General features: G+C 68.9%; 17 protein-coding genes. 7 read left to right on the top strand and 10 right to left on the bottom strand.

Going from position 1 to position 21344, the window contains the following annotated elements:
- Nucleotides 1-88: 88 nt before the first annotated feature.
- The 3 genes from ROV95_RS02990 to ROV95_RS02980 all read right to left on the bottom strand — a co-directional run bounded on the left by ROV95_RS02990 (nucleotide 89) and on the right by ROV95_RS02980 (nucleotide 3336).
- Entirely contained in the window at nucleotides 89-1516 is a 1428-nt protein-coding gene (locus tag ROV95_RS02990; protein ID WP_019658787.1) for an amino acid permease, read from the bottom strand.
- Between the two features lie 204 nt (nucleotides 1517-1720).
- Nucleotides 1721-2350, bottom strand: coding sequence for a leucine efflux protein LeuE (leuE, locus tag ROV95_RS02985; RefSeq protein WP_135275630.1), 630 nt, complete (start codon nucleotides 2348-2350; stop codon nucleotides 1721-1723).
- Between the two features lie 14 nt (nucleotides 2351-2364).
- On the bottom strand, nucleotides 2365-3336 hold the full coding sequence (locus tag ROV95_RS02980; protein WP_188250468.1) for a LysR family transcriptional regulator: 972 nt from the start codon (nucleotides 3334-3336) through the stop codon (nucleotides 2365-2367).
- A 91-nt stretch (nucleotides 3337-3427) separates the two neighbouring features.
- Between ROV95_RS02980 and ROV95_RS02975 the strand changes: the two genes are divergently transcribed.
- Nucleotides 3428-4435, top strand: coding sequence for a zinc-binding alcohol dehydrogenase family protein (locus tag ROV95_RS02975; protein WP_164145137.1), 1008 nt, complete (start codon nucleotides 3428-3430; stop codon nucleotides 4433-4435).
- A gap of 153 nt (nucleotides 4436-4588) precedes the next feature.
- Here the strand turns inward: ROV95_RS02975 and ROV95_RS02970 are convergent, their stop codons facing one another.
- Nucleotides 4589-5194, bottom strand: coding sequence for a glutathione S-transferase family protein (locus ROV95_RS02970; RefSeq protein ID WP_312542875.1), 606 nt, complete (start codon nucleotides 5192-5194; stop codon nucleotides 4589-4591).
- 45 nt (nucleotides 5195-5239) lie between these two features.
- Between ROV95_RS02970 and rmuC the strand changes: the two genes are divergently transcribed.
- From rmuC to ROV95_RS02955, 3 genes are all read left to right on the top strand, one after another.
- The gene (gene rmuC / locus ROV95_RS02965; protein WP_019658781.1) at nucleotides 5240-6796 is read left to right on the top strand and encodes a DNA recombination protein RmuC; all 1557 of its coding nucleotides are present in this window, start codon (nucleotides 5240-5242) and stop codon (nucleotides 6794-6796) included.
- Nucleotides 6797-6867: 71 nt separating this feature from the next.
- Nucleotides 6868-7263, top strand: coding sequence for a hypothetical protein (locus ROV95_RS02960; protein WP_019658780.1), 396 nt, complete (start codon nucleotides 6868-6870; stop codon nucleotides 7261-7263).
- Between the two features lie 125 nt (nucleotides 7264-7388).
- Nucleotides 7389-7934: a glutathione peroxidase gene (locus ROV95_RS02955; protein ID WP_058983272.1), complete on the top strand. Its 546-nt coding sequence runs from the start codon at nucleotides 7389-7391 to the stop codon at nucleotides 7932-7934.
- An 83-nt stretch (nucleotides 7935-8017) separates the two neighbouring features.
- On the opposite strand, the gene ROV95_RS02950 is transcribed toward ROV95_RS02955, so the two are convergent.
- From ROV95_RS02950 to ROV95_RS02925, 6 genes are read right to left on the bottom strand one after another with little or no spacing between them, the layout of a single operon-like run.
- Entirely contained in the window at nucleotides 8018-9007 is a 990-nt protein-coding gene (locus ROV95_RS02950) for a VacJ family lipoprotein (protein ID WP_312542867.1), read from the bottom strand.
- 1 nt (nucleotide 9008) lies between these two features.
- On the bottom strand, nucleotides 9009-9320 hold the full coding sequence (locus tag ROV95_RS02945) for an STAS domain-containing protein (protein WP_058983118.1): 312 nt from the start codon (nucleotides 9318-9320) through the stop codon (nucleotides 9009-9011).
- Nucleotides 9310-9972, bottom strand: a complete 663-nt coding sequence (locus ROV95_RS02940) for an ABC transporter substrate-binding protein (protein ID WP_021203288.1) — start codon at nucleotides 9970-9972, stop codon at nucleotides 9310-9312. The genes ROV95_RS02945 and ROV95_RS02940 overlap by 11 nt, the downstream gene beginning before the upstream one ends.
- Entirely contained in the window at nucleotides 9969-10493 is a 525-nt protein-coding gene (gene mlaD, locus ROV95_RS02935; RefSeq protein ID WP_058983117.1) for an outer membrane lipid asymmetry maintenance protein MlaD, read from the bottom strand. Before mlaD ends, ROV95_RS02940 begins: the two co-directional genes overlap by 4 nt.
- Before the next feature lie 59 nt (nucleotides 10494-10552).
- Nucleotides 10553-11302 carry an MlaE family lipid ABC transporter permease subunit gene (locus tag ROV95_RS02930; protein ID WP_005414955.1) on the bottom strand — a complete coding sequence of 250 codons (750 nt, stop codon included), beginning with the start codon at nucleotides 11300-11302 and terminating at the stop codon, nucleotides 10553-10555.
- Nucleotides 11302-12090 carry an ATP-binding cassette domain-containing protein gene (locus ROV95_RS02925; RefSeq protein WP_010487485.1) on the bottom strand — a complete coding sequence of 263 codons (789 nt, stop codon included), beginning with the start codon at nucleotides 12088-12090 and terminating at the stop codon, nucleotides 11302-11304. Before ROV95_RS02925 ends, ROV95_RS02930 begins: the two co-directional genes overlap by 1 nt.
- A 188-nt stretch (nucleotides 12091-12278) precedes the next feature.
- Between ROV95_RS02925 and recC the strand changes: the two genes are divergently transcribed.
- From recC to recD, 3 genes are read left to right on the top strand one after another with little or no spacing between them, the layout of a single operon-like run.
- Complete coding sequence (gene recC, locus ROV95_RS02920) at nucleotides 12279-15626, top strand: exodeoxyribonuclease V subunit gamma (RefSeq protein ID WP_312542858.1); 3348 nt, start codon at nucleotides 12279-12281, stop codon at nucleotides 15624-15626.
- The gene (recB, locus tag ROV95_RS02915) at nucleotides 15623-19303 is read left to right on the top strand and encodes an exodeoxyribonuclease V subunit beta (protein ID WP_312542855.1); all 3681 of its coding nucleotides are present in this window, start codon (nucleotides 15623-15625) and stop codon (nucleotides 19301-19303) included. Before recC ends, recB begins: the two co-directional genes overlap by 4 nt.
- On the top strand, nucleotides 19300-21183 hold the full coding sequence (gene recD, locus ROV95_RS02910) for an exodeoxyribonuclease V subunit alpha (protein ID WP_312542852.1): 1884 nt from the start codon (nucleotides 19300-19302) through the stop codon (nucleotides 21181-21183). The genes recB and recD overlap by 4 nt, the downstream gene beginning before the upstream one ends.
- Nucleotides 21184-21344: the final 161 nt, after the last annotated feature.

The following is a 21344-nucleotide window of genomic DNA, read 5'->3' as shown; positions in this document are numbered from 1 at the left end:
CCCTGCGGTGGTGCCGCCCCCCCCCCGGGGGGGGGCCCCCCCCCGGGGGGGGGGGCCCCCCCCCCCCCCCCCACTACCGGTGATCGGTCTATTTCGCGATCAGCGCATGGCGTCGGCTGTACAGCAGGTACAGCACCAGGCCGGCCACGTTCCACAACAGGAAGTACAGCTGGGTGGTGTGCGGCAGGCTGATGAACAGGTAGATGCAACCCAGCGCGGCCAGCGGGCCAACCACGAAGGCCAGCGGCGTGCGGAACGTGCGCGCGCGGTCCGGCTCGCGCAGCCGCAGCACCACCAGGCAGATGCCTACCGCAGTGAACGCGGCCAGGGTACCGGCGTTGGCCAGTGCGGCAATCTCGTCCAGGCGCGCCACGCCGGCCAGCGCGGAAACCACGACCGCAGTGAACAGCGTGGTTGCCACCGGCGTGCCGGTACGTGCGTTCACCTTGGACAGGCGACGCGGCAGCAGGCCGTCGCGGCTCATCACGAAGAAGATGCGGCTCTGGCCGTACAGGAAGGCCAGCAGCACGGTCGGCAGGGCGATGATCGCGATCACGCCGATCACCATCGCCGCGGTCGGATGGCCCAGCTGGCGCATGATCAGCGCCAGCGGCTCGGCGCTGTGGCCGAACACCGCGTAGCTCATCGCACCCACGGCGGCCAGCGCCACCAGCACGTAGACGATGGTGCAGCCGATCATCGAACCGATGATGCCGATCGACAGGTCGCGGCCCGGGTTCTTGGTTTCCTCGGCGGCGGTGGAGATCGCATCGAAGCCGTAGAAGGCGAAGAAGATGATCGCCGCTGCCGCCATCACGCCGTGCTCGACGCCGTCGGGGCCCATCGACTTGGCGAAGCCGTACGGCATGAACGGCTGCAGGTTGGCGCTGTCGAACGCGGGCAGGGCCACGGCCACGAAGATGGCCAGCGCGATCAGCTTGAACACCACCAGGATGGCGTTGAGTGTGGCGCTTTCCTTGGTGCCGGCCATCAGCATGCCGGCCACCAGCCAGGTGATGATGATCGCCGGCAGGTTGATCATGCCGCCTTCCACGTGCGGGCCGGCCGCCAGCCAGGCCGGCAGGTGCACGTTCCAGCCGAACTGGGTGTGGACCCATTCGAGGAAGCCGACGAAGTAGCCGGACCAGCCCACCGCCACCGTACTCACCACCAGCGAGTACTCCAGGATCAGGCTCCAGCCCACCACCCAGGCGAACACCTCGCCCAGCGCACTGTAGCTGTAGGTGTAGGCACTGCCGGCGGCGGGCATCATCGTCGACAGCTCGGCGTAGGACAGCGCCGCGCAGGCACAGACCGCACCGGCGATGGCGAAGGAGATCAGCACGGCCGGGCCAGCCAGGTTGGCACCGACGCCGATCAGCGTGTAGATGCCGGTACCGACGATGGCGCCGATGCCCAGCGCGATCAGGTGCGGCCAGCTGAGCGTCGGGATCAGGCGCCTGCCGGCTTCGTGGACGGTGACGGAATCTAGGGACTTGCGCCGGAACAGGGACATGCAGGCCTCGGAAGGGGTGACTTAGAACGACAAGTTCCCGAGTGTGACCGAACGCAGCGCAGCATTACCACTGACGGGGGTCATGATTGCCGGCGCGCGCGCTGCACCGCGACCAGACTGCCGGAATCGGCATAAAGCAGGCCGGGGCGCCAGAGGCGGTGCCGGCGAACAGCAGGGCCAGGCCGAGCAGCGGCAGCCGCCCGTTCATCCGTTCAACCCCAGCCGGATGCCGAACCCCACCAGGAACAGGCCGGCCACGCGGCGCAGCACATCGCTGATCCGCGGGTGCTGGATCAACCGGCGGCGGGCCAGGTTGCCCACGCCGATCAGCATCGAGCAGTAGGCGATGCTGACCACCAGGATGATGCCGGCCAGGGCCGCGAAGGTCGCGATGCCCTGGTGCGCCTTCGGATCGATGAACAGCGGCAGGAAGGCCATGTAGAACAGGATCGCCTTCGGGTTGAGCAGGCTGACCAGGATCGCCTGCTGGAAGTAGCGGCCCGGCTGCATGCGGATCGGACCAGCATCACCGCCCTCGTGCTTGGGCGTGCGCAGCAGGCTGATGCCCACCCACACCAGGTAGGCCGCACCCAGGTACTGCACGGCGTGGAACACCAGCGGGTTGGCCTTGAGCAGTGCGGCCACGCCGGCCAGCGCCAGCCACATCAGGATCTGGTCGCCGACCAGCAGGCCGGCCAATGCGGTGTAGCCGCCACGCACGCCGCCACGGCCGGTGGCGGTCAGCAGGGTGAAGGTGCCGGGGCCGGGCAGGGCGAGAAACACCAGCACGGCGACCAGAAACGTCCACAGGTCCTGGATGCCCATCCACGGCATGGCGGTGTTCTCTCTTACGCGGGGCCGCCATTGTCGGCCAGCACCACGGCGGAGGACAGGGGGCCGGTGGGGCCAACCGGCATGCCAGACAGCAGCGGTTGCAGGTGCTGGCGCAGCTGCGCGTGCAGCTGCCGCACCGCGGGTGAGAACTGCTTGCGGTGCGGGCACACCAGCTGCAACGGGATGTCGCTGCCGACACCGCCCAGCAGCAGCTGCAGGCGCCCGGCCAGCACGTCCTCGCGCAGGTCCAGCCAGGACTTGTAGGTGATGCCTTCGCCGGCCACGGCCCAGCGCCTTACAACATCGGCGTCGTCGCAGACCAGGGGGCCGCGCACGGCAACCACGGTACGACGCCCATCGACGTCGAAAGACCAGCGATCGTAGGCACGACCGCTGAGCTGGTAGACCAGGCAATCGTGCTCACGCAGTTCGTCCAGGCGCACCGGCGTGCCCCGTCGCTGCAGGTAATCGGGCGAGGCCGCCAGTACGCGCCGATTGCCTTCCAGCAGGGGCAGGGCGACGTAGTTGGCGTCGTCGAAGTGGCCGATGCGGATGGCCACGTCGACCGGGTCGCGGAACACATCGGCCACTTCATCGGACAGGCGCAGGTGCAGGCGCAGCCGGGGATGGGCCGCGCGGAACGCGCTCAGCCAGGGCAGCAGCAGGTTGCGGCCCAAGTCCGACGGCGCCGACAGCTGCAGGGTGCCGTGCAGTTCGGCGTCCTCGGCCTGCACGCGCGCCTGGCCCTCGCGCAGGGTGGCCAGCACGTCCTGTGCGTAGGGCAGGTACAGCGCGCCCTCGCCGGTCAGGCGCAGGCTGCGGGTGGTGCGCACGAACAGGCGCAGGTCCAGCTCGCGTTCCAGCCGCGCCACTGCCGCGGCGACCTGCCCCGGCAGCAGGTCGGCCTCGCGGGCCGCTTGCGAAAAGCTGCCCAGCGCAGCAGTGCGGACGAACAGCTGCAGATCGTCGAAGCGGATCATCTTCATCGCCAGAGTGAAAGTGCTGCCCGATTCTGCGCCTTTCTGCGAGACCGCGTGCGGCGCAACCTGTCGCCTCCTCCCCCACTGGACCGCTGCCATGCGCGCCATTGCCTACACCCAAGCCGGCCTGCCGATCGATGATCCCCAGGCCCTGATCGACCTCGAACTGGAGTTGCCGCAGCCGGGCCCGCGCGACCTGCGCGTGGCGGTGCGCGCAGTGGCGGTGAACCCCGTCGACACCAAGGTCCGCCGAGGCGTGGCCACCGATGGCCCGCGCGTGCTGGGCTGGGATGCGGTCGGCATCGTCGATGCGGTGGGCAGCGAGGTGACCCTGTTCCAGCCCGGCGATGCGGTCTACTACGCTGGCGTCATCGATCGCCCGGGCAGCAATGCCCAGTACCAGTTGGTGGACGAACGCAGCGTCGGCCGCAAGCCGGCCAGCCTCGATGACGCCGCTGCCGCCGCACTGCCGCTGACCGCGATCACCGCCTGGGAGCTGCTGTTCGACCGCCTGCGCATTCCCGAGGACGGGGGCGAAGGCCAGACCCTGCTGGTGATCGGCGCTGCCGGTGGTGTCGGCTCGATCCTGGTGCAGTTGGCGCGGAAGCTCACCAGGCTGACCGTGATCGGCACCGCCTCGCGCCCGGAGACCCAGGACTGGGTGTATGCGATGGGCGCCCACCATGTGATCGACCACCGCCTGCCACTGGCCGAGGGCCTGGCGCGGCTGGGCATCAGCGAGGTGCAGCACGTGGCCAGCCTGACCCATTCCGACCAGCACTACGCGCAGATCGTGGAGCTGCTGGCGCCACAGGGCCAGTTCGGCCTGATCGATGACCCGGGCCAGGTGGATGTGATGGCGCTCAAGCGCAAGGCGTTGTCACTGCACTGGGAATCGATGTTCACCCGCCCGCTGTACCGGACGGCGGACATGCAGCGCCAGCACGACCTGTTGAACCGGGTGGCCGAGCTGATCGATGCCGGCGTGCTGCAGACCACGCTGGGCGAGCACTTCGGGCGCATCGACGCGGCCAACCTGCGCCGCGCCCACGCGCTGCTGGAAAGCCACCGCGCCAAGGGCAAGATCGTGCTGGAAGGCTGGTAAGGCTCCTGTAGAGCCGAGCCCACGCTCGGCTGCCGTTCGCGCGTGGGCGTCAGCCGAGCATAGGCTCGGCTCTACGGAGCTTCATCCACACATGGCGTGGATCAGCCGTGTCGACCAGGGTCGACACCTACCAACAGCTGCGGGAGCCACCGCTCACGCCACGCCGTTGTCGACGTGTTCGGCGAAACCGGGCTGCTCTCGCAGGCGCTCGAACCATGCGACGAGGTGGGGCAGCGCGGGCTTGCTGCCCGGCGTGCTGCGCCAGCGTTGGGTCGACAGCCCCAGCACGATATCCGCAAGGGTGAAGGTGCTGCCCGCCACATAGGCATCGGTGGCGGCCAGCTGGGCTTCAAGCACACCCATCAGCCGGTTCCACTGCGCCAGGCTGGCCTCGGCGCGGGCATCGTCCGGATAGTCCGGATGCTGGCGCACGCGCGCCATGAACACGTGGCGCCAGGCACTGTTGAGATCGCTGGCCTGCCAGTCCATCCACTGCTCCACCCGCGCACGGGCCTGCGGCGCACGTGGCAGCAGATCCTCGCGTCCGGCGCGCGCGGCAAGGTAGCGGCAGATGCTGTTGGATTCCCACAGTACGAAGTCGCCATCGCGCAGCACCGGCACCTGCCGGTTGGGGTTCAGCGTGGCCAGCAGATCAGGTGGGGGGACCGGCTCGTGATGCAGGGGCAGATCCAGCCCCGCGCACAGCCACAGTACCTTGCGCACGTTGATGGAAGTGGGCTTTCCGTATAGAGCGGGCATGGTCCTGACGCAGCAGCTGAGACTCGGCCAGCCTACACTTGCCCCATGCAAACCGAATACCTGCTCATTGCCGGCCTTCTATTGGCCGTGCTCATCCTGCAACTGGTCGCCCTGCTGCGCCGTCCGCCGCATGACCGCCTGGAACAGGCCGTGCGCGAGGAGGCCCGCGCCGGGCGCAGCGAACTGCGCGAACAGCTCGATGGCTTCGCCCGCGCGCTGACCGATCTGTCCACCCGCACCGACCAGCGCCTGGACCTGCTGCGCGAAGCGCTGGGCGAAGATGCCCGCAAAGCCCGCGCTGAAGTGGCCGACAGCCAGCAGCGCGGCGCAGCGTTGATGGGGCAGCGGCTGCAGGAACTGCGCGGCCAGCTGGAGACCTTCGGCCAGCAGCAGGAGGCACGCATCCATGCGTTTGGCCAGCAGCTGCAGGAGCTCACTGCGCGTACCGATACCCAGCTCGGGGCGCTGCGCCAGACCCTGGTGGACGATGCACGCAAGGGCCGCGAGGAGGGCGCGCAGTCGCAGCAGCGCCTGACCGACAGTCTGGGCCTGCGCCTGCAGGAACTGACCCAGCGCAACGAGCAGCGCATCGCCGAGATGCGTGCCACGCTGGAGGAACAGCTGCGCGCGCTGCAGAACGACAACGCCCAGAAGCTGGAGCAGATGCGCCACACCGTGGACGAGAAGCTGCAGTCGACGCTGGAAACGCGGCTGGGCAACTCCTTCAAGCTGGTCTCCGAGCGCCTGGAACAGGTGCAGCGTGGCCTCGGCGAGATGCAGCAGCTGGCCACCGGCGTGGGCGACCTCAAGCGCGTGCTGACCAACGTCAAGAACCGCGGCAGCTGGGGCGAAGTGCAGCTGGAGAACATCCTCGAGCAGACACTCACCCAGGAGCAGTACGCGCGTGCGGTGAGGGTGCGCCCGGATAGTGGCGAGATGGTCGATATCGCCGTGCGCCTGCCGGGCCGCAGCAGCGACGACACGCCGGTGTGGCTGCCGATCGACTCCAAGTTCCCGCGCGAGGATTACGAGCGCCTGCTGGACGCACAGGAACAGGGCGATGCCGAGGGCGTGCGCCTGCAGGGCATCCAGCTGGAGCGCGCGGTGCGCGTGCAGGCCAAGTCGATCTGCGACAAGTACATCGTGCCACCGCACACCACGGACTTCGCGGTGATGTTCCTGCCCACCGAAGGCCTGTATGCCGAGGTGATCCGGCGCCCGGGCCTGGTCGACCTGCTGCAGCGCGAGCACCGTGTGGTGGTGGCCGGACCGACCACGGTCACCGCGTTGCTCAACAGCCTGCAGATGGGCTTCCGCACCCTGGCCATTGAAAAGCGATCCAGCGAAGTGTGGGGCCTGCTGGGTGCGGTCAAGAGCGAGTTCGGGAAGTTCGCCGGCATCCTGGAAAAGGCCGAGAAGCAGATCACTACCGTTGGCCGCAGCATCGGGGAGGCCAGCCGCAAGACCCGTACCATCGAACGCCGCCTGCGTGGCGTGGAGTCGCTGGCGTCCGAACAGGCGCAGTCGCTGCTCGGCGACCTGGCCGAGGGTGATGCGGTGGCCGAGGAGGAAGGCAGTGACGGCGAGGGCGACGAGGCCTGAGCCACACTGACACGCCGCCTGCATCGCCGATGGGTATGCTGGCGGCCTGTCCGCTTCGACCAGGTACCGCCATGCGCCTGCCCCGCTTCACCAGCCTTGTCCTGACCGCGCTGCTCGCCGCCTGCAGCAGCACGCCAACGACCGTGGACACGACCACGCAGGCCGCCTCCAGCACCCCCGAAGCGGACGAGGCGTACCGCGAAGCGCGCGACGTGGACTGCCAGGCCGCCGGTGGCACCCTGCAGCGGCTCGGCCGGCTGCAGCGCGAGCAGTGCGTGATTCCCTATGCCGACGCCGGCAAGGCCTGCAGCCGCAAGAGCGACTGCAGCGGCCAGTGCCTGGCCACGGGCGACGTGGCCGCCGGCAGTGCCGTCACCGGTACCTGCCAGCGCGACGTGCGCCAGAACTTCGGTTGCCGCCAGCGCATTGATGACGGCAAGGCGCAGGGCACGATCTGCGTGGATTGAATCCTGCCTGTAGAGCCGAGCCCACGCTCGGCTGATGCCACAGCAGCCGAGCGTAGGCTCGGCTCTACAACCGCGCGCACAGCGCTATGCTGGTGGGCCATTTCCCGCTGTTGCCGGAGCCCCACGTGAGCACCCCGATCCAGGACATTTCCCTCACCACCATCGACGGCCAGCCGTCCTCGCTTGCCGACTACCAGGGCAAGGTGCTGCTGCTGGTCAACGTCGCCTCCAAGTGCGGCCTGACCCCGCAGTACGAAGGCCTGCAGGCGCTGTATTCGGAAAAGCACGCGCAGGGCCTGGAAGTGCTGGGCTTCCCCGCCAACAACTTCCTCGGCCAGGAGCCGGGCAGCGAGGCGGAAATCCAGCAGTTCTGCCAGCTTACCTACGACGTCAGCTTCCCGATGTTCTCCAAGATCAGCGTGGCCGGTGACGACACCCACCCGCTGTACCAGCAGCTGACCGCCGCCCAGCCGCAGTCGATCGGCGAGGGTCCGCTGCGTGAGCGCCTGGCGAGCAAGGAGATTCCGATCCACGCAGCGCCGGCAGTGCTGTGGAACTTCGAGAAGTTCCTGGTTGGCCGCGACGGCAAGGTCATCGCGCGCTTCGCCCCGGACGTGGCTGCCGATGACGCGCGCCTGCGCGACGCCATCGAGGCCGCGCTGGCGGCCTGAGGAAAGCGTGCCAACCGAGGTTGGCATCTGCCGGAAAGAAAAACCCCGCCGAAGCGGGGTTTTTCATGCGCTGCAGGCTGGACTCAGTGCGTCCACTGCGGCATCGGCATCGCATCGACCGGGATCGGCGAATTGGCATCGTCGTGGCCACGGTCGCGCTTGCTGCGCAGATCGTTCTCGATCTGGTAGTTGCGGCGCTGCATCCACGCATCGCGGACCAGCGAGTACTCGTCCACGGCGGTGTCACGCAGGTCGTCGACCGCCAGCAGCTGCGCGCGGGTATCCACCAGCTGCAGGCCCTGCAGGCCGATGCGGACCTTGTCCTCCTCGATGCGGCGGATCGGCGACAGCGGAATGTCACCGGCCAGGCCGAATACATCGCGTACGGTGCGCGGGCCGAAGAACGGCAGTTCCACGTAGCGCGAACGCCGCCAGCCCCACGCACCCAGGGTCTGGCCGAAGTCTTCATTGCGGCGCGGCACCATCGCCTTGCTCGCCGGATCGAACAGGCCACCGATGCCCAGCGTGCTGTTCATCAGAAAGCGGCCGAGGCTGTCCCAGGCATCGGCACCGCGGCCCTGCAGCAGCTGGTTGGTGATGGTCACCGGTGCCCGCAGGTTGCTGAAGAAGTTGCTGACGCCGGTGCGGGCGAAGCGCGGCACTACGTGGGTGTAGGCCGTGGCCAGCGGACGGGCAATGCCGCGGTCGACCGCGTTGTTGAACTTGTGCACCTTGCGGTTGAACGGTTCCCATGGGTCGTAGGCTGCCGCACTGCCGGTGTTGCCGCTGCCGCCATAGAGGGCATCGAAGTCGTCATCACCACCGGGGGCGGTCGCCGCTGCGGCCCTGGCCGCATCGGTGTCGGCGCCGCGGGCCGGTACGGAGGGTGGCGTGGCCGGTGCCGGGGCGGCATCAATCGTAGCGGTATCGGCGGTGGGGGCGGAGGCCTCGGCGATGGTGCTGGCCGGGACCACGGTACTGGCTGCCGGTGCATCGCTGCGTGCGGGCTTGCCCGCGCAGGCGGTCAGCGCGGCGGCCAGGACGATCAGGGGGAGAGTGCGTACGACGTTCATGTCAGCTCGCAGCAGAAGTAGCGTTGAAATCCAGGTCGGGCGACAGCCGGTAGGCTGCGCTCAGCTCGTTGTAGCCGGCCGGCGCGCCGGAGACGACCAGTGGGTGACCGCTCCTGCTCGCGCGTGCGGCCAGCTCGGCCAGCAGCGCCAGGCCGGCGCTGTCCACGCGGTCCACCTCGCCCAGCTCCAGCCGTGACAGCTTTGCCGGCAGGGCCTGCAGCTGCGGCCACAGCGCGATCACCGCGGCACGGTCGAGCACCCCGCGCAGGCGCAGGGTGTCGCCTTCCAGCAGTGCCAGTGCGTTACTTGCCATTGCCCGCGGGCCCGGCCTGCATGCTGCCGCTGTGCAGTTCGCTGGCCACCTGCTTGATGCCCTTCTGGCGCAGCGGGGTATCGAACTGGTTGCGGAAGGTCTGCACGTAGGAAATGCCTTCAATGTTGACGTCGAAGATCTTCCACTGGCCGTTCACGTTGCGCATCCAGTACTCGACCGGAGTCGGCTCGTTGCCGGCGCGCACCAGTTCGGTGCTCACGCGCACGCCACGATTGCCCGGCAGCGGGCTTTCACCCTTCAGGCGGAAGCTTGGCTTGCCCTGGATGTTGAGCAGGGTCGAGCCGTAGCGCTGCATCAGGCTGTCGGCCATCGCATCGGCGAACAGCTTGATGTCGGCGTCGGAAGCGCCGCGGGCGTGCGGGCCCAGCACCAGGCGCGCGGCGTAGTCGCGGTCGAAGGTGCGGGTCAGTTCGCTGTCGATGTAGCTGCGCAGGCTGGCCGGGTTGCTGGTGAACTCGCTCTTGCGCTGCTGCAGCGTGGACAGGATGCGGCTGCTGGCATCGATCACCACCTTGCCGGCCTGGCTCTGCGTTGCGGCAGCGGCAGGTGCGGCGGCCTGGGCCTGGGCCAGGAACGGGGTGGCTGCCAGCAGCGCCGAGGCGAGCAGGGCCGGGATCAGTTTCATTTTCATGGTTGCGGTTCCGTTGCAGGCGCCTGCGCGCCATCGTTGGGCTTCTGAGCAGCGCCGCCACCGGCGCCGCCACTGAACATGTACTTGCCGACCAGCTGGATCAGGTCCACGGCCGGCTGGGTGAAGACGATCTCGTCGCCGGCCTTCAGCACGTCCGGGTCACCGCCCGGCTGCAGACCGATATAGCTCTCGCCGAGCAAACCACTGGTGAAGATGCCGGCCGAGGTGTCCGCCGGCAGGTCCTTGACCTTGCTGTCCATGCGCAGCGTCACGATGGATTCGAACTTCACCGGGTCCAGGTCGATCGAAGCGACCTGGCCGACGGTCACGCCGCCGATCTTCACCGGCGCCTGCTTGCGCAGCTGGCCGACCTGGGAGAAGCGCGCCTTCAGGTCATAGCCCTCACTGCCCCAGCTCCAGCGCTGGTTGGTCGAGGCCACGGCCAGCACCAGCAACGAGGCCAGAGCCAGCAGCAGGAAGGCGCCGACGGAAAATTCGAGTCTGGGACCGCGGATGGCCATGTGGATTACCTGATCGAGTCGTGGTGGCTGCGCGCGACTGCGCACCGCCGGTGGAGGGGTTAGGTGAACAACATTGCCGACAGCACGAAGTTGAACATCAGCACCAGCAGCGAGGCGTTGACCACCGCACGGGTGGTCGCCACTGAAGTGCCTTCAATGGTCGGCTCGGCGTGGAAACCAACATAGGCGGCCACCAGCGCGGCAGTGCCGCCGAAGATCGCCGACTTCAGCATCGCCACGCCGAAGTCGTCCCAGAAATCCACGCTGTTGCGCAGCGCCGACCAGAACACGCCGTTGTCCAGGCCCAGCACGTGCACGGCTTCGAAGTAGCTGGCGCTGATCGCCAGCGAACAGAAGATGCCGGTCAGCAACGGCACGGTCAGCACCGCCGCCCAGAAGCGCGGCGCTACCGCCTTGGCCACCGGGTCGATCGCCATCAGCTCCAGCGCCTTGATCTGGTCGGTGGCACGCATCAGGCCCAGTTCGGCGGCGATCGAGCTGCCGGCGCGGCCGATGAACAGCAGCGCGGTCAGCACCGGTGCCAGCTCGCGGTACAGCGACAGGCCGAGCAGGGTCGACAGCGCGTCGGCCGCACCGAAGGTGGTCAGCGTGCGGTAGCCCTGCAGCGTCAGCACCAGGCCGACAAAGGCACCGCCGACGGCGATGATCGGCAGCGAGCGCGCGCCGATCTTGTAGATCTCGCGGGTCAGTTCGGCCAGGAAATCACGGGTCGGCAGCGAACCACGCAGCACGGTCAGCGAGAACAGGCCGGCGCGGCCAAGCGAGCGGGTGGCTTGGACGAACGGCATCAGGCAACCCTCGCACGTGGCGCGGCATCGAACGGGATGGGGCCATCGGGCTGGCCGTGCAGGAACTGCCGCAGCAGCGGGTCCTGGCTGGACTGCAGCGCCTCGGGCGTGCCCTGGAACACGATGCCGCCATTGGCGATCGCGATCACCTGGTCGCAGATCGGCAGGGTCTCGTGCACGTGGTGGCTGACGATGATGCTGGTCAGGCCCAGGCTGTGGTTGAGGCGCTGGATCAGGCTCATGATCACCCCCGAGGCGATCGGGTCCAGCCCGGTCAGCGGCTCGTCGTAGATCATCAGCGGCGGGTCCAGCGCCAGTGCACGGGCCAGCGCCACACGGCGCGCCATGCCACCGGACAGCTCGCGCGGCCAGGCATCGGCGGCGGCCAGCAGGCCCACCGCATGCAGCTTCATCTGCACCAGCCGGCGCAGCACGGCGGTCGGCAGGCGGGTGTGCGTACGCAGCGGCAGGGCGACGTTCTCGGCCACGGTGAGGTCGGTCAGCAGGCCGTTGCCCTGCAACAGCACGCCCACGCTCTTGCGCATTTCCAGCAGCGCGCCGCTGTCATGCGGGATCGGCTTGCCGAACAGGGTGACCTCGCCGGCGACCGGGCGCAGTTCGCCGGTCAGCGCCGCCAGCAGGGTCGACTTGCCGCTGCCGGACGGACCGAGCACCGCGGTGATGCTGCCCTTGGGCACCTGCAGCGACACGTCGCGCAGGATCGTGCGTCCGCTCCGGTCGATGCGGACGTTGGATAACTGCACCAGACTGGAGGTGGAAGCCGACATGGGCACCATTAACGTTTTTTAGACATCGAAGGATCGGGCCCGTCGGCTGAACATAAGCAGACTGGACGGTCCAGTATTGTTGCACGGCAAGGCCTCGCGAGGCCGGGACAATCGGCCGACGGCCCGGAACAATCCGTACCGCTGGCGGGCCAACCATTGAATACTGCCTGCCGTGCTGCACACTGTGCATGATGAGTGACCCGGGCAGCGATTTCCGCCTCTACCATTCCAATTCCCTGGACGTGCTGGCCGCGCTGCTGGCGCGCAACGTGCGTGCGCCGGTGCAGGGCCAGCCGCTGCTGGCGCCGGAAGTGGTGCTGATCCCGCAGGTGGCGATGCGGCGCTGGCTGCAGGCGACACTGGCCGCGGAATTCGGCGTCGCCGCCAACCTCCAGTTCCTGACCCCCGGCGAGTTCGTGGCGCGGGCGCTGAAGGCCAACGTCAGCGGCGAGCAGGACGATCTGGACGCGGCCGGCCTGCACTGGAAGCTGTATCAGGCACTGCGCGACCCGGCGCTGCTGGCGCAGCCGCCGATGCGCGCGCTGCAGTCCTATCTTGCCGGCGATGACGCATTGAAACCGTGGGCGCTGGCCGGCGAGCTGGCCTCGGTGTTCGAGAAGTACCAGGCCTGGCGCCGCGACTGGCTGCTGCGCTGGGCAGCCGGTGCCGATCCGGCCGACCCGCAGGCGATCCTGTGGCGCACCATCACCCGCGGTCACGACTACCGCGCCCGCCGCATCCAGGAGTACCTGGACCGCTTCGAAGGCGCCGGCCAGCCCCTGCCGCAGGGCCTGCCGCCGCGCATGTCCGCGTTCGCAACGCTCAACATCTCGCCTGACGTGCTGCGGGTGATGGCCACCCAGGCCCGGGTAGGCGAGCTGCACTTCTATATGCCCACCCCGGTGCAGTCGTACTGGGGAGATCTGCAGACGCTGGCCGAGCGCCTGCGCAGTGGCGCACCGGATCCCTTCGGTGAAGCGGCCGGCGAGAACCGGCTGCTGGAAGTGTGGGGTGCGGCCGGGCGCGACTTCATGGCGGTGCTGGGCAGTTACGAGGTGGTGCATCCGGCCGGCGAAATCGCCGCCTATTCCGATCCGGAGGAGGACACCGGGCCAAGCCTGGACGAAGGTGGCCTGTCCGACAGCCTGCTGCATCGCTTGCAGCGTGACCTGTTCCACCGTCGCGCGCTGCCCTCGGGTGAACTGCGCGACGGCCTGCGCAGCGACGACCCCAGCCTGCAGGTACACGCCTGCCACACCCGCCTGCGTGAGTTGCAGGTACTGCACGACCAGCTGCGCAGCCTGCTGCAGGACCCGCGCTTCGACCCGCCGCTGCAGGCGCGCGAGATCGCGGTGCTGGCGCCGGACATCGATCCCTATGTGCCGTACCTGGAAGCGGTGTTCGGCGGTCGCGGCGGCGAGGAGGAACACATTCCGTATGCCCTGGCCGACAGCAGTCCGCTGGCGGGCGAGCCGCTGGCCGATGTGTTCGTGCATCTGCTGGGCCTGCCGGTCTCGCGCTTTGGCCTGAACGAAGTGCTGGACCTGTTGGCCAGCGCCCCGCTGGCCGAAGCGGCCGGGCTGGAAGCGGTGGACTTCGACCGCCTGCATGGCTGGCTGCAGCAGGCCGGCGCACGCTGGGGCCTGGACGCAAAACACCGCAACCAGCACCAGGCACCGGCCGACGACGCCTACACCTGGCAGTTCGCGCTGGATCGCCTGGTACTCGGCCATGCCACCGGCAGCGAGGCCGACGTGGCCGGCGTGGCGCCGTGGATCGAACTGGAAGGCGGCGCGCTGGACGCGCTGGACCGGTTGCTGCGCCTGCTGCGCGTGCTGACGGTCTACCAGCGACGCCTCGGCGAGCTGCTGACACCGGCGCAGTGGCGGCAACGCCTGCTGTCGCTGCTGGATGCACTGCTGCCCACCGCGCCCGGTTCACCCAACAGCCAGCGCGCGCTGGAGCGACTGCGCAAGCTGCTCAACCAGTTTGCCGACGATGCCGCCAAGGCCGGCTTCGAGGACGGCGTGCCGCCTGAAGTGGTCCGCGCACATTTCGCCGGCGCATTGGGCGAGGCCGACACGCGCGCACCGCTGCTGACCGGTGGCATCAGCTTCGGCCGCATGGTGCCGATGCGGCTGCTGCCGTTCCGGGTGATCTGCGTGCTCGGCCTCAACGATGGCGATTTCCCGCGCCGGGACCCGGCCGCGGGCCTCAACCAGCTCACCGCCGAGCTGGATACGCCGCGCCGCCGTCCGGGCGACCGCTCCACCCGCGAGGATGATCGCTTCCTGTTCCTGCAGCTGTTCGCCGCCGCGCAGGAGGTGTTCTATCTCAGCTATCTCGGCGCCGATCCGCGCGATGGCAGCGTGCGTGAGCCGTCGGTACTGGTCAGCGAACTGATCGATGCCGCCGCCGCATATCACCTCGATCCGCCGGCGGCGGTCCGCGATTTCACCGTGCGCCACGCACTGCAGCCGTTCTCACCGGCTGCTTTCGGCGATGGCGATCCACGTCGCTTCAGCTATCGCCGCCAGTGGCATCCGGCTGCCGGGCGCCTCAGCGGCCAGCGGGGCGACCTGCAGCCGTGGTTCGATGCACCGTTGCCGCCGCCGCTCGACGATGCGGTGGAAGACGAGGTCGCACTCGATACCCTGCGTCGTTTCCTGTGCGACCCGGCCGGGCAGTTCCTCGCTCAGTCGCTGGGCCTGCGCCTGGCCGACGAGGTGGAGGAGGTGGATGACCTGGAACCGCTGGTGCTGTCCTCGCGCGGGCCGGAAAAGCGCAGCGTGCAGGCGGCGGTGGTACGCGCCACGCTCAGCGGCGATGCCGAGCCGTTGTACCCGCGGCTGCGCGCGCGTGGCCTGCTGCCGTCGGGTCCATTGGGCGAGCGCCAGTTCGAGGTGGAGCAGTTGAAGACACGCCCGTATGCCAGTGCGCTGCTGGGCTGGATGCAGGGCGAACCACTGGAAAGCCGTCGCTACGAAGTGGACATCGATGGCGTGCGCCTGCATGGCCGCGTGGCCGATCGGCATCCCGAAGGGCTGGTGCGCCTGCGTGCCGGCACACTCAATGGCAATGCAGTGATCCGCCACGGCCTGGACTGGCTGCTGGCGAACGCGGCGGGCGATGCGCTGCCGCTTGTGCAGTTCCATGACGGCGGCGATGCCGGTCCCGGCCCGCACGTGCTGCCGGCATTGAGCGTTCCCGCTGCACGTGCGGCGCTGCGTGCGCTGCTGCAGCTGCGCCAGCGTGGCCTGCGCGAGCCGCTGCGCTTTGCCCCGTACACCGGCTGGGCGCTGTACAACGCGCCGGCAGAAAAGCAGCGCAGCGAAGGCTGGAAGCAGTGGCACGGCAGTGACCGCAGCTGGGGGGAATCCAGAAGTGACGCGTGGCAGCTGCTGCTGCGCGGTGCCGACCCGTTCGCCACCGATGCCGGCTACGCCGACCTGCTGCGCAACAGCCAGCTGGTCTTCAGCGCGGTGCGCGAAGGCCGCGCTCTCGGCGCCGAAGCACGCCAGGAGGGCAACGCATGAACACCGCCATCGCCGAAGACGGCATCGAATCCCTCAGCCGCGATCCCTATCTGGCGCTGCCGCTGGAGGGCATCCGGCTGATCGAAGCCAGCGCCGGCACCGGCAAGACCTTCACCCTGGCCACGTTGTTCACCCGCCTGGTGGTGGAGCAGGGCCTGCGCATCGGCCAGATCCTGGCGGTGACCTTCACCGATGCCGCCACCCAGGAACTGCGCAAGCGCATCCGCGAGCGCCTGGCGCTGGCCGCGCGCCTGGTCGACCTGGAAGCGGCCGACGGTGAAGCACCGGAGGTGCGATTGACCCGCGACGTGCTGCAGCGCCATCTGCAGGGCGGCACCGAGAGCGCCGCCGCACTGAAACGCCGCCTGCAGGTGGCCGCAGACGAGATCGACCTGGCGTCCATCTTCACCATCCACGGCTTCTGCACCCGCGTGCTGCGCGAGCATGCGCTGGAAAGCGGCCACACCTTTGATCCGCCGGAACTGCTGGCCAGCGACCGTGAGCTGCTGAAGGAGCTCGCGGCCGATCTGTGGCGCGTGCATGCCAACGACCCGGCCACGCTGGAGCCGCTGACCTGGCTGTGGTCCAACCCGGATGCGCTGGCGGCCGATCTGCGCGCGTTGCTGGCTACGCCGCCTCTGCACCCGTTGCCACGGCCGGTGGCGCTGGCCGATCCACACCCAGCATTGCAGGCCACCGCCGCCGAACTGCAGCAGGCGCTGCGCGAGCATGGCGAGCAGTTCTTCATCGACCTGTGCGATGCCGTCGATAACAAGTGGATCAACGGCGTGTCCTACAAGCTGGGCTGGCTGCATCCGCTGGGCCGGCAGCTGCTGGCCTGGGCCGAGCGCGCCGACCCGCGCGAGCTGCTGATCAGCGAACGCCTGCCGGCGCTGCTGCCGGAGGCGTTGGCCGCCAAGACCAACAAGAAATTCGCCGAGCGCACGCCGTCGTCGCCATTGCAGGCACCGTTGGCGCGCTATGTCGTGCTGCTGGCCGAACGCGATGCCTGGTTGCGTGCCACCGCATTGAATTTCCTGCACGCGCTTCGCGCCGACGCCACGCAGCGGCTGCAGGCACTGAAGCGCGTCCGCCGGGTGCAGACCTACGACGATCTGATCGATGGCGTAGCGCTCGCCCTGGAAGGCCCGCAGCGACTGACGCTGGTCAGGCAGCTGCGCGCGCAGTACCGCATCGCGCTGGTTGATGAGTTCCAGGATACCGACGATCGCCAGTGGGGCATCTTCCACACCGTGTTCGGTGATTCGCCGGAGGTGCGCGAGCTGGACCTGGCACCGGCGTTGTTCCTGATCGGCGACCCCAAGCAGGCGATCTACGGTTTCCGCGGCGGTGATATCCACACTTACCTGAAGGCCAAGCAGGTGGCGCAGCAGGCGCCGGTACTGGACCAGAACTTCCGCTCGCGACCCGCTGTGCTGCGCGCGCTGCAGGCGCTGTACGACAACGCTGGCGAAGACGCCTTCCTCGAACGCGACATCCAGTTCGAGCCGGTGCGGCCCGGTGGCGTGCGCAGCGATGCGGACTACCAGCGCGACGGCCATGCCGCCGCGGCGCTCACCCTGCGCGTGCTGCGCAGTGGCGGTGACAAGGCGATGAGCGCCGATGCCTCGCGCGATGCGGCGACCCAGGCCTGCGTGGCCGCGATTCACCAGATCCTGGTCGAGGCGCGTGCGGGCAATGCCGTGTTGCGTGGGCGCCCGGTGCAGCCCGGTGACATCGCGGTGCTGGTGCGCTCGCATCGCGAGGCCACCCTGGTGCAGCGCGCACTGGCCGCGGTCGGCATTCCGGCAGTGGCAGCCGGCAAACAGAGCCTGTTTTCCACGCCTGAAGCGCGTGATCTGCGTGCGCTGCTGCTGGCGCTGCTGCAGCCGGCTGACGAAGGTCGCCTGCGCGCAGCGCTGGCCACGGTACTGCTCGGCCAGCGCGCCAGTGCGATCGCGGCGATGGAGCGCGACGGCGACCTGCAACGCGGGTTCCAGGCGCAGCTGCTGCATTGGCGCGAGCGGTGGCAGCGCGGCGGCCCGTTCGCGGTGATCGCCGATGTCTGTGCCGCACAGGGCGAGCGTCTGCTGGCGCTGATCGATGGCGAGCGCCGCCTCACCAATTACCTGCAGCTGGGTGAACTGCTGCAGGAAGCCTCTGCGCAGGCGCTGGGCATGCACGGGCTGCTGGACTGGTTGCAGGGGCAGATGGCCAGCGCCGACCAGGATGACGAGCAGCAGCTGCTGCGCCTGGAATCGGATGCGCGCCGCGTGCAGATCATCACCCTGCACAAGAGCAAGGGCCTGGAGTATCCGCTGGTGTTCCTGCCCTTCGTCGGCATCGACGGCGGCGCACCGAACACGGCCTCGCACTGCACGGTGCATGTGGGCGGCCAGCGCCAGCTACACTGGAAGCTGGACAAGGACGAGGCCTGGGAAGCGGCCACCGCGCAGCGCGAACGCGAGCAGCGCGCCGAGGATGCGCGCCTGCTGTATGTGGGACTGACCCGCGCCGAGCATGCGCTGTGGATCGCCGTGGGTGATCTGGCCGGGCTGGGCAAGACGCGTCTGGCGCCGCTGCTGGGCGACCTGCAGGCGCTGCGCGCGCTCGCCGATGTGCACATCGATGACAGCGAGGCGCCGGCCACGCTGCCGCAGCTGGCGGCCGAAGTGGAAGGTGAGCTTCCAGCCGTGCGTGCACTGACCCGGCGCGTGCCGCACGACTGGTGGGTGTACAGCTTTACCCAGCTGGCCCACGCAGATGCAGGCGTTGGCAGCGATATCGAAGCGGCCGCCACCGAGCTGCCGGCACCGGCCGCCGACGAACCGGCCGGCCCGGAACTGCCATTGGAACCGGCGCTGCCTGAACCCACCGCGGCCGCCGAGGACAACGCCCCGCTCGATCCGCGCTTCATGGGCAGTCGCTTCGGCAACGTGCTGCATGAGGCAATGGAGAACGTCGACTTCGCCGCATGGGGTGACTGGCAGCCGGGCCTGGAAGCCCCTGAGGGGCAGGCCGAGGTACTGCGCAAGGCGCTGCACGACGAAGGCTATGCCGACGTCGACCTGGACGACGGCGTGGCGGTGCTGGTGCCGCTGGTTGGCCACACCCTGACCGTGCCGCTGCCCGAAGGCGGCGCGCTGCACAGCCTGGGAGAAGGCGAGCGCCGCGCAGAAATCGACTTCCATTTCGCCATCGAACCGACCACGGTGCCGGCGCTGCTGCAGGTCCTTCATGCGCACGGCGTTTCCAGTGGTCGTCGAGGCTTCGGCCAGCGTCGCCGCCTGGAAGGGCTGATGACCGGCATGATCGACCTGACCTACGTGCGCGACGGGCGCTGGTACGTGCTCGACTACAAGTCCAACCGCCTGCCCGGCTACAGCCCGGACCTGCTGGCCATTGCCATGCGGCACAGCGAGTACGACCTGCAGGCGCTGATCTACACCGTGGCCCTGCATCGCTGGTTGCGCTTCCGCCTGGGCGCGGCCTACGACTACGAACGTGACATGGGCGGCATCCGCTACCTGTTCTGCCGCGGCCTGGATGCTGCCGGCAACGGCGTGCATGTGGACCGCTTCCCGTTCGCGCTGGTGGATGCACTCGACGCGCTGTTCGCAGGTGGCGAACAGGCCCAGGCCGAACTGGCCGCACGTGCCCGTGGGGCCAGCGCATGAGCCTGCTGAAGGAACTGCACCAGAAGGGCCTGCTGCGCACCCTCGATCACGCGTTGGCGACCAGCCTGCAGCGGCTGCGCGACGACACGCCCGAGAGTGTGGCGCTGGCGGCGGCGCTGGCCTCGCTGGCGGTATCGCAGGGCCACGCCGCGTTCGATCCGGCACAGCCGCAGCGGTTGCTGGAAGGCGTGCCCGAGTGGCCTGCCGCGCAGGACTGGCTGGCGCAGCTGCGCGCATCGCCCTGGGTAGCGACGCCGGAGCAGGCCGATGCCATCGCCGAGGATGCGCCGCTGGTGCTGGAGAACGGCCTGCTCTACCTGCGCCGCTATCGCGAGTACGAGCGCCAGTTGGCGGCTGGGCTGCAGCGCATCGGCCGGCATCCGCTGCCGGCGCCGGACATGACGGCGTTGGCGCCGCTGTTCGCGCAGCTGTTCCCGCAGGCATTGAACAGTGAAGATCACCAGGCACGCGCAGCCGGCGTGACCCTGCGCCATCCGCTGGCACTGGTCACCGGCGGCCCCGGCACCGGCAAGACCACCACCATCGCGCGCCTGTTGCTGCTGCTGGCGGCGCAGGCCCGGCATGCCGGCCAGCCGCTGCCCGGGGTGGCGTTGGCCGCGCCGACCGGTCGCGCTGCCGAGCGCATGGCCGAGAGCCTTCGCGTCGCCGTGCAACGGCTGCAGGAACAAGGAGTGGATGCGACGTTGTGCGCGGCATTGCCCAGTACCGGCACCACCCTGCATCGCCTGCTCGGCGTGATTCCCGATTCACCGCGCTTCCGCCACCACGCTGATAATCCACTGCCGGTGGATGTGGTGGTGGTCGACGAAGCGTCGATGATCGATCTGCCGATGATGGCCAAGCTGGTCGATGCGATCGCCAGTGGCACGCGGCTGATCCTGCTCGGCGATCCCGATCAGTTGCCCTCGGTCGAAGCCGGTGATGTGCTCAGCGCGATCCTGCGCGCCAGCGGTGATGGCATCGGCACCCGCGCCGATGATGCGCAGGCACTGCAGGGTCTGTTGGCACCGGCCACGTTGCAGCCGCAGGCCGCGCCGCGCGCCTTCGCCGGCCGCCGCGTGCAGCTGCAACGCGGTTACCGGCAAAGCGATGCGCTGGATCTGGCACCGCTGGCGCATGCCGTGCGCGAAGGCGACAGCAGCACCGCATTGCAGCTGCTGCGCGGTGGGTCGCTGGCAGGCGTGCATTTCCACGAAGGCGAGGCCGATCCATTGCGTGGCCAACGCGAGCATCTGCTCGGCCACTGGCGCGCGCTGGCCGAGGCCGCTGATCCGGTAAGGGCCCTGCAGCAGGCCGGGCGCCTGCGCGTGCTGACCGCATTGCGCGAAGGCCCGCAGGGTGCGCGCGGGCTCAACAGCCGCATCGAACAGCTGCTGGCTGGCAACACCCCGGGCTACTTCCAGGGCCGCCTGCTGCTGGTCACCGAGAACAGCTACCGGCACCGCCTGTTCAACGGCGATATCGGCATCTGCCTGCGCGATGGCAGAGGCGCGATGGTGACCTGGTTCCCCGGCGACAGCGTCGACCAGCCGCGCGCCTTCCACCCGGCCGCGCTGCCCGCGCACGAAAGCGCCTTTGCGATGACCGTGCACAAGGCACAGGGCTCGGAGTTCGATGAAGTGTGGTTGCAGCTGCCACGCCAGGACAGCCGCGTGCTGTCGCGCGAGCTGGTCTACACCGGCCTGACCCGTGCCCGCCAGGTGCTGCATGTGGCGGGCAGCGCAGAGGTGCTGCAGGCCGCGTTGAAACGCCACGCCAGCCGGTTGGGTGGCCTGGCCTGGCGCTTGGGTGCGGAAGACGTGATCGAAGCACCATCGACACTGATCGAAGAACCGACGGTGCAGGGCCAGCTGTTCTGACCTCAGTCCTTCCAATTCCTCCAATCACAACGCGCACCTTCATCCACGCATGGCGTGGATCTACCGTGTCGACCAAGGTCGACACCCACCAGAAGCAAGCCATGCCATTCCGACAGATCGCGGGAAACTGTCGAAGGCGGGGTGGGTCCGGTTGCGGGGGC

The organism is Stenotrophomonas maltophilia group sp. msm1 (assembly GCF_032025805.1).
Taxonomy (GTDB): domain Bacteria; phylum Pseudomonadota; class Gammaproteobacteria; order Xanthomonadales; family Xanthomonadaceae; genus Stenotrophomonas; species Stenotrophomonas hibiscicola.
The sequence above is the reverse complement of the archived record's forward strand: the minus strand, read 5'-3'. Positions and strand labels throughout refer to the sequence as shown.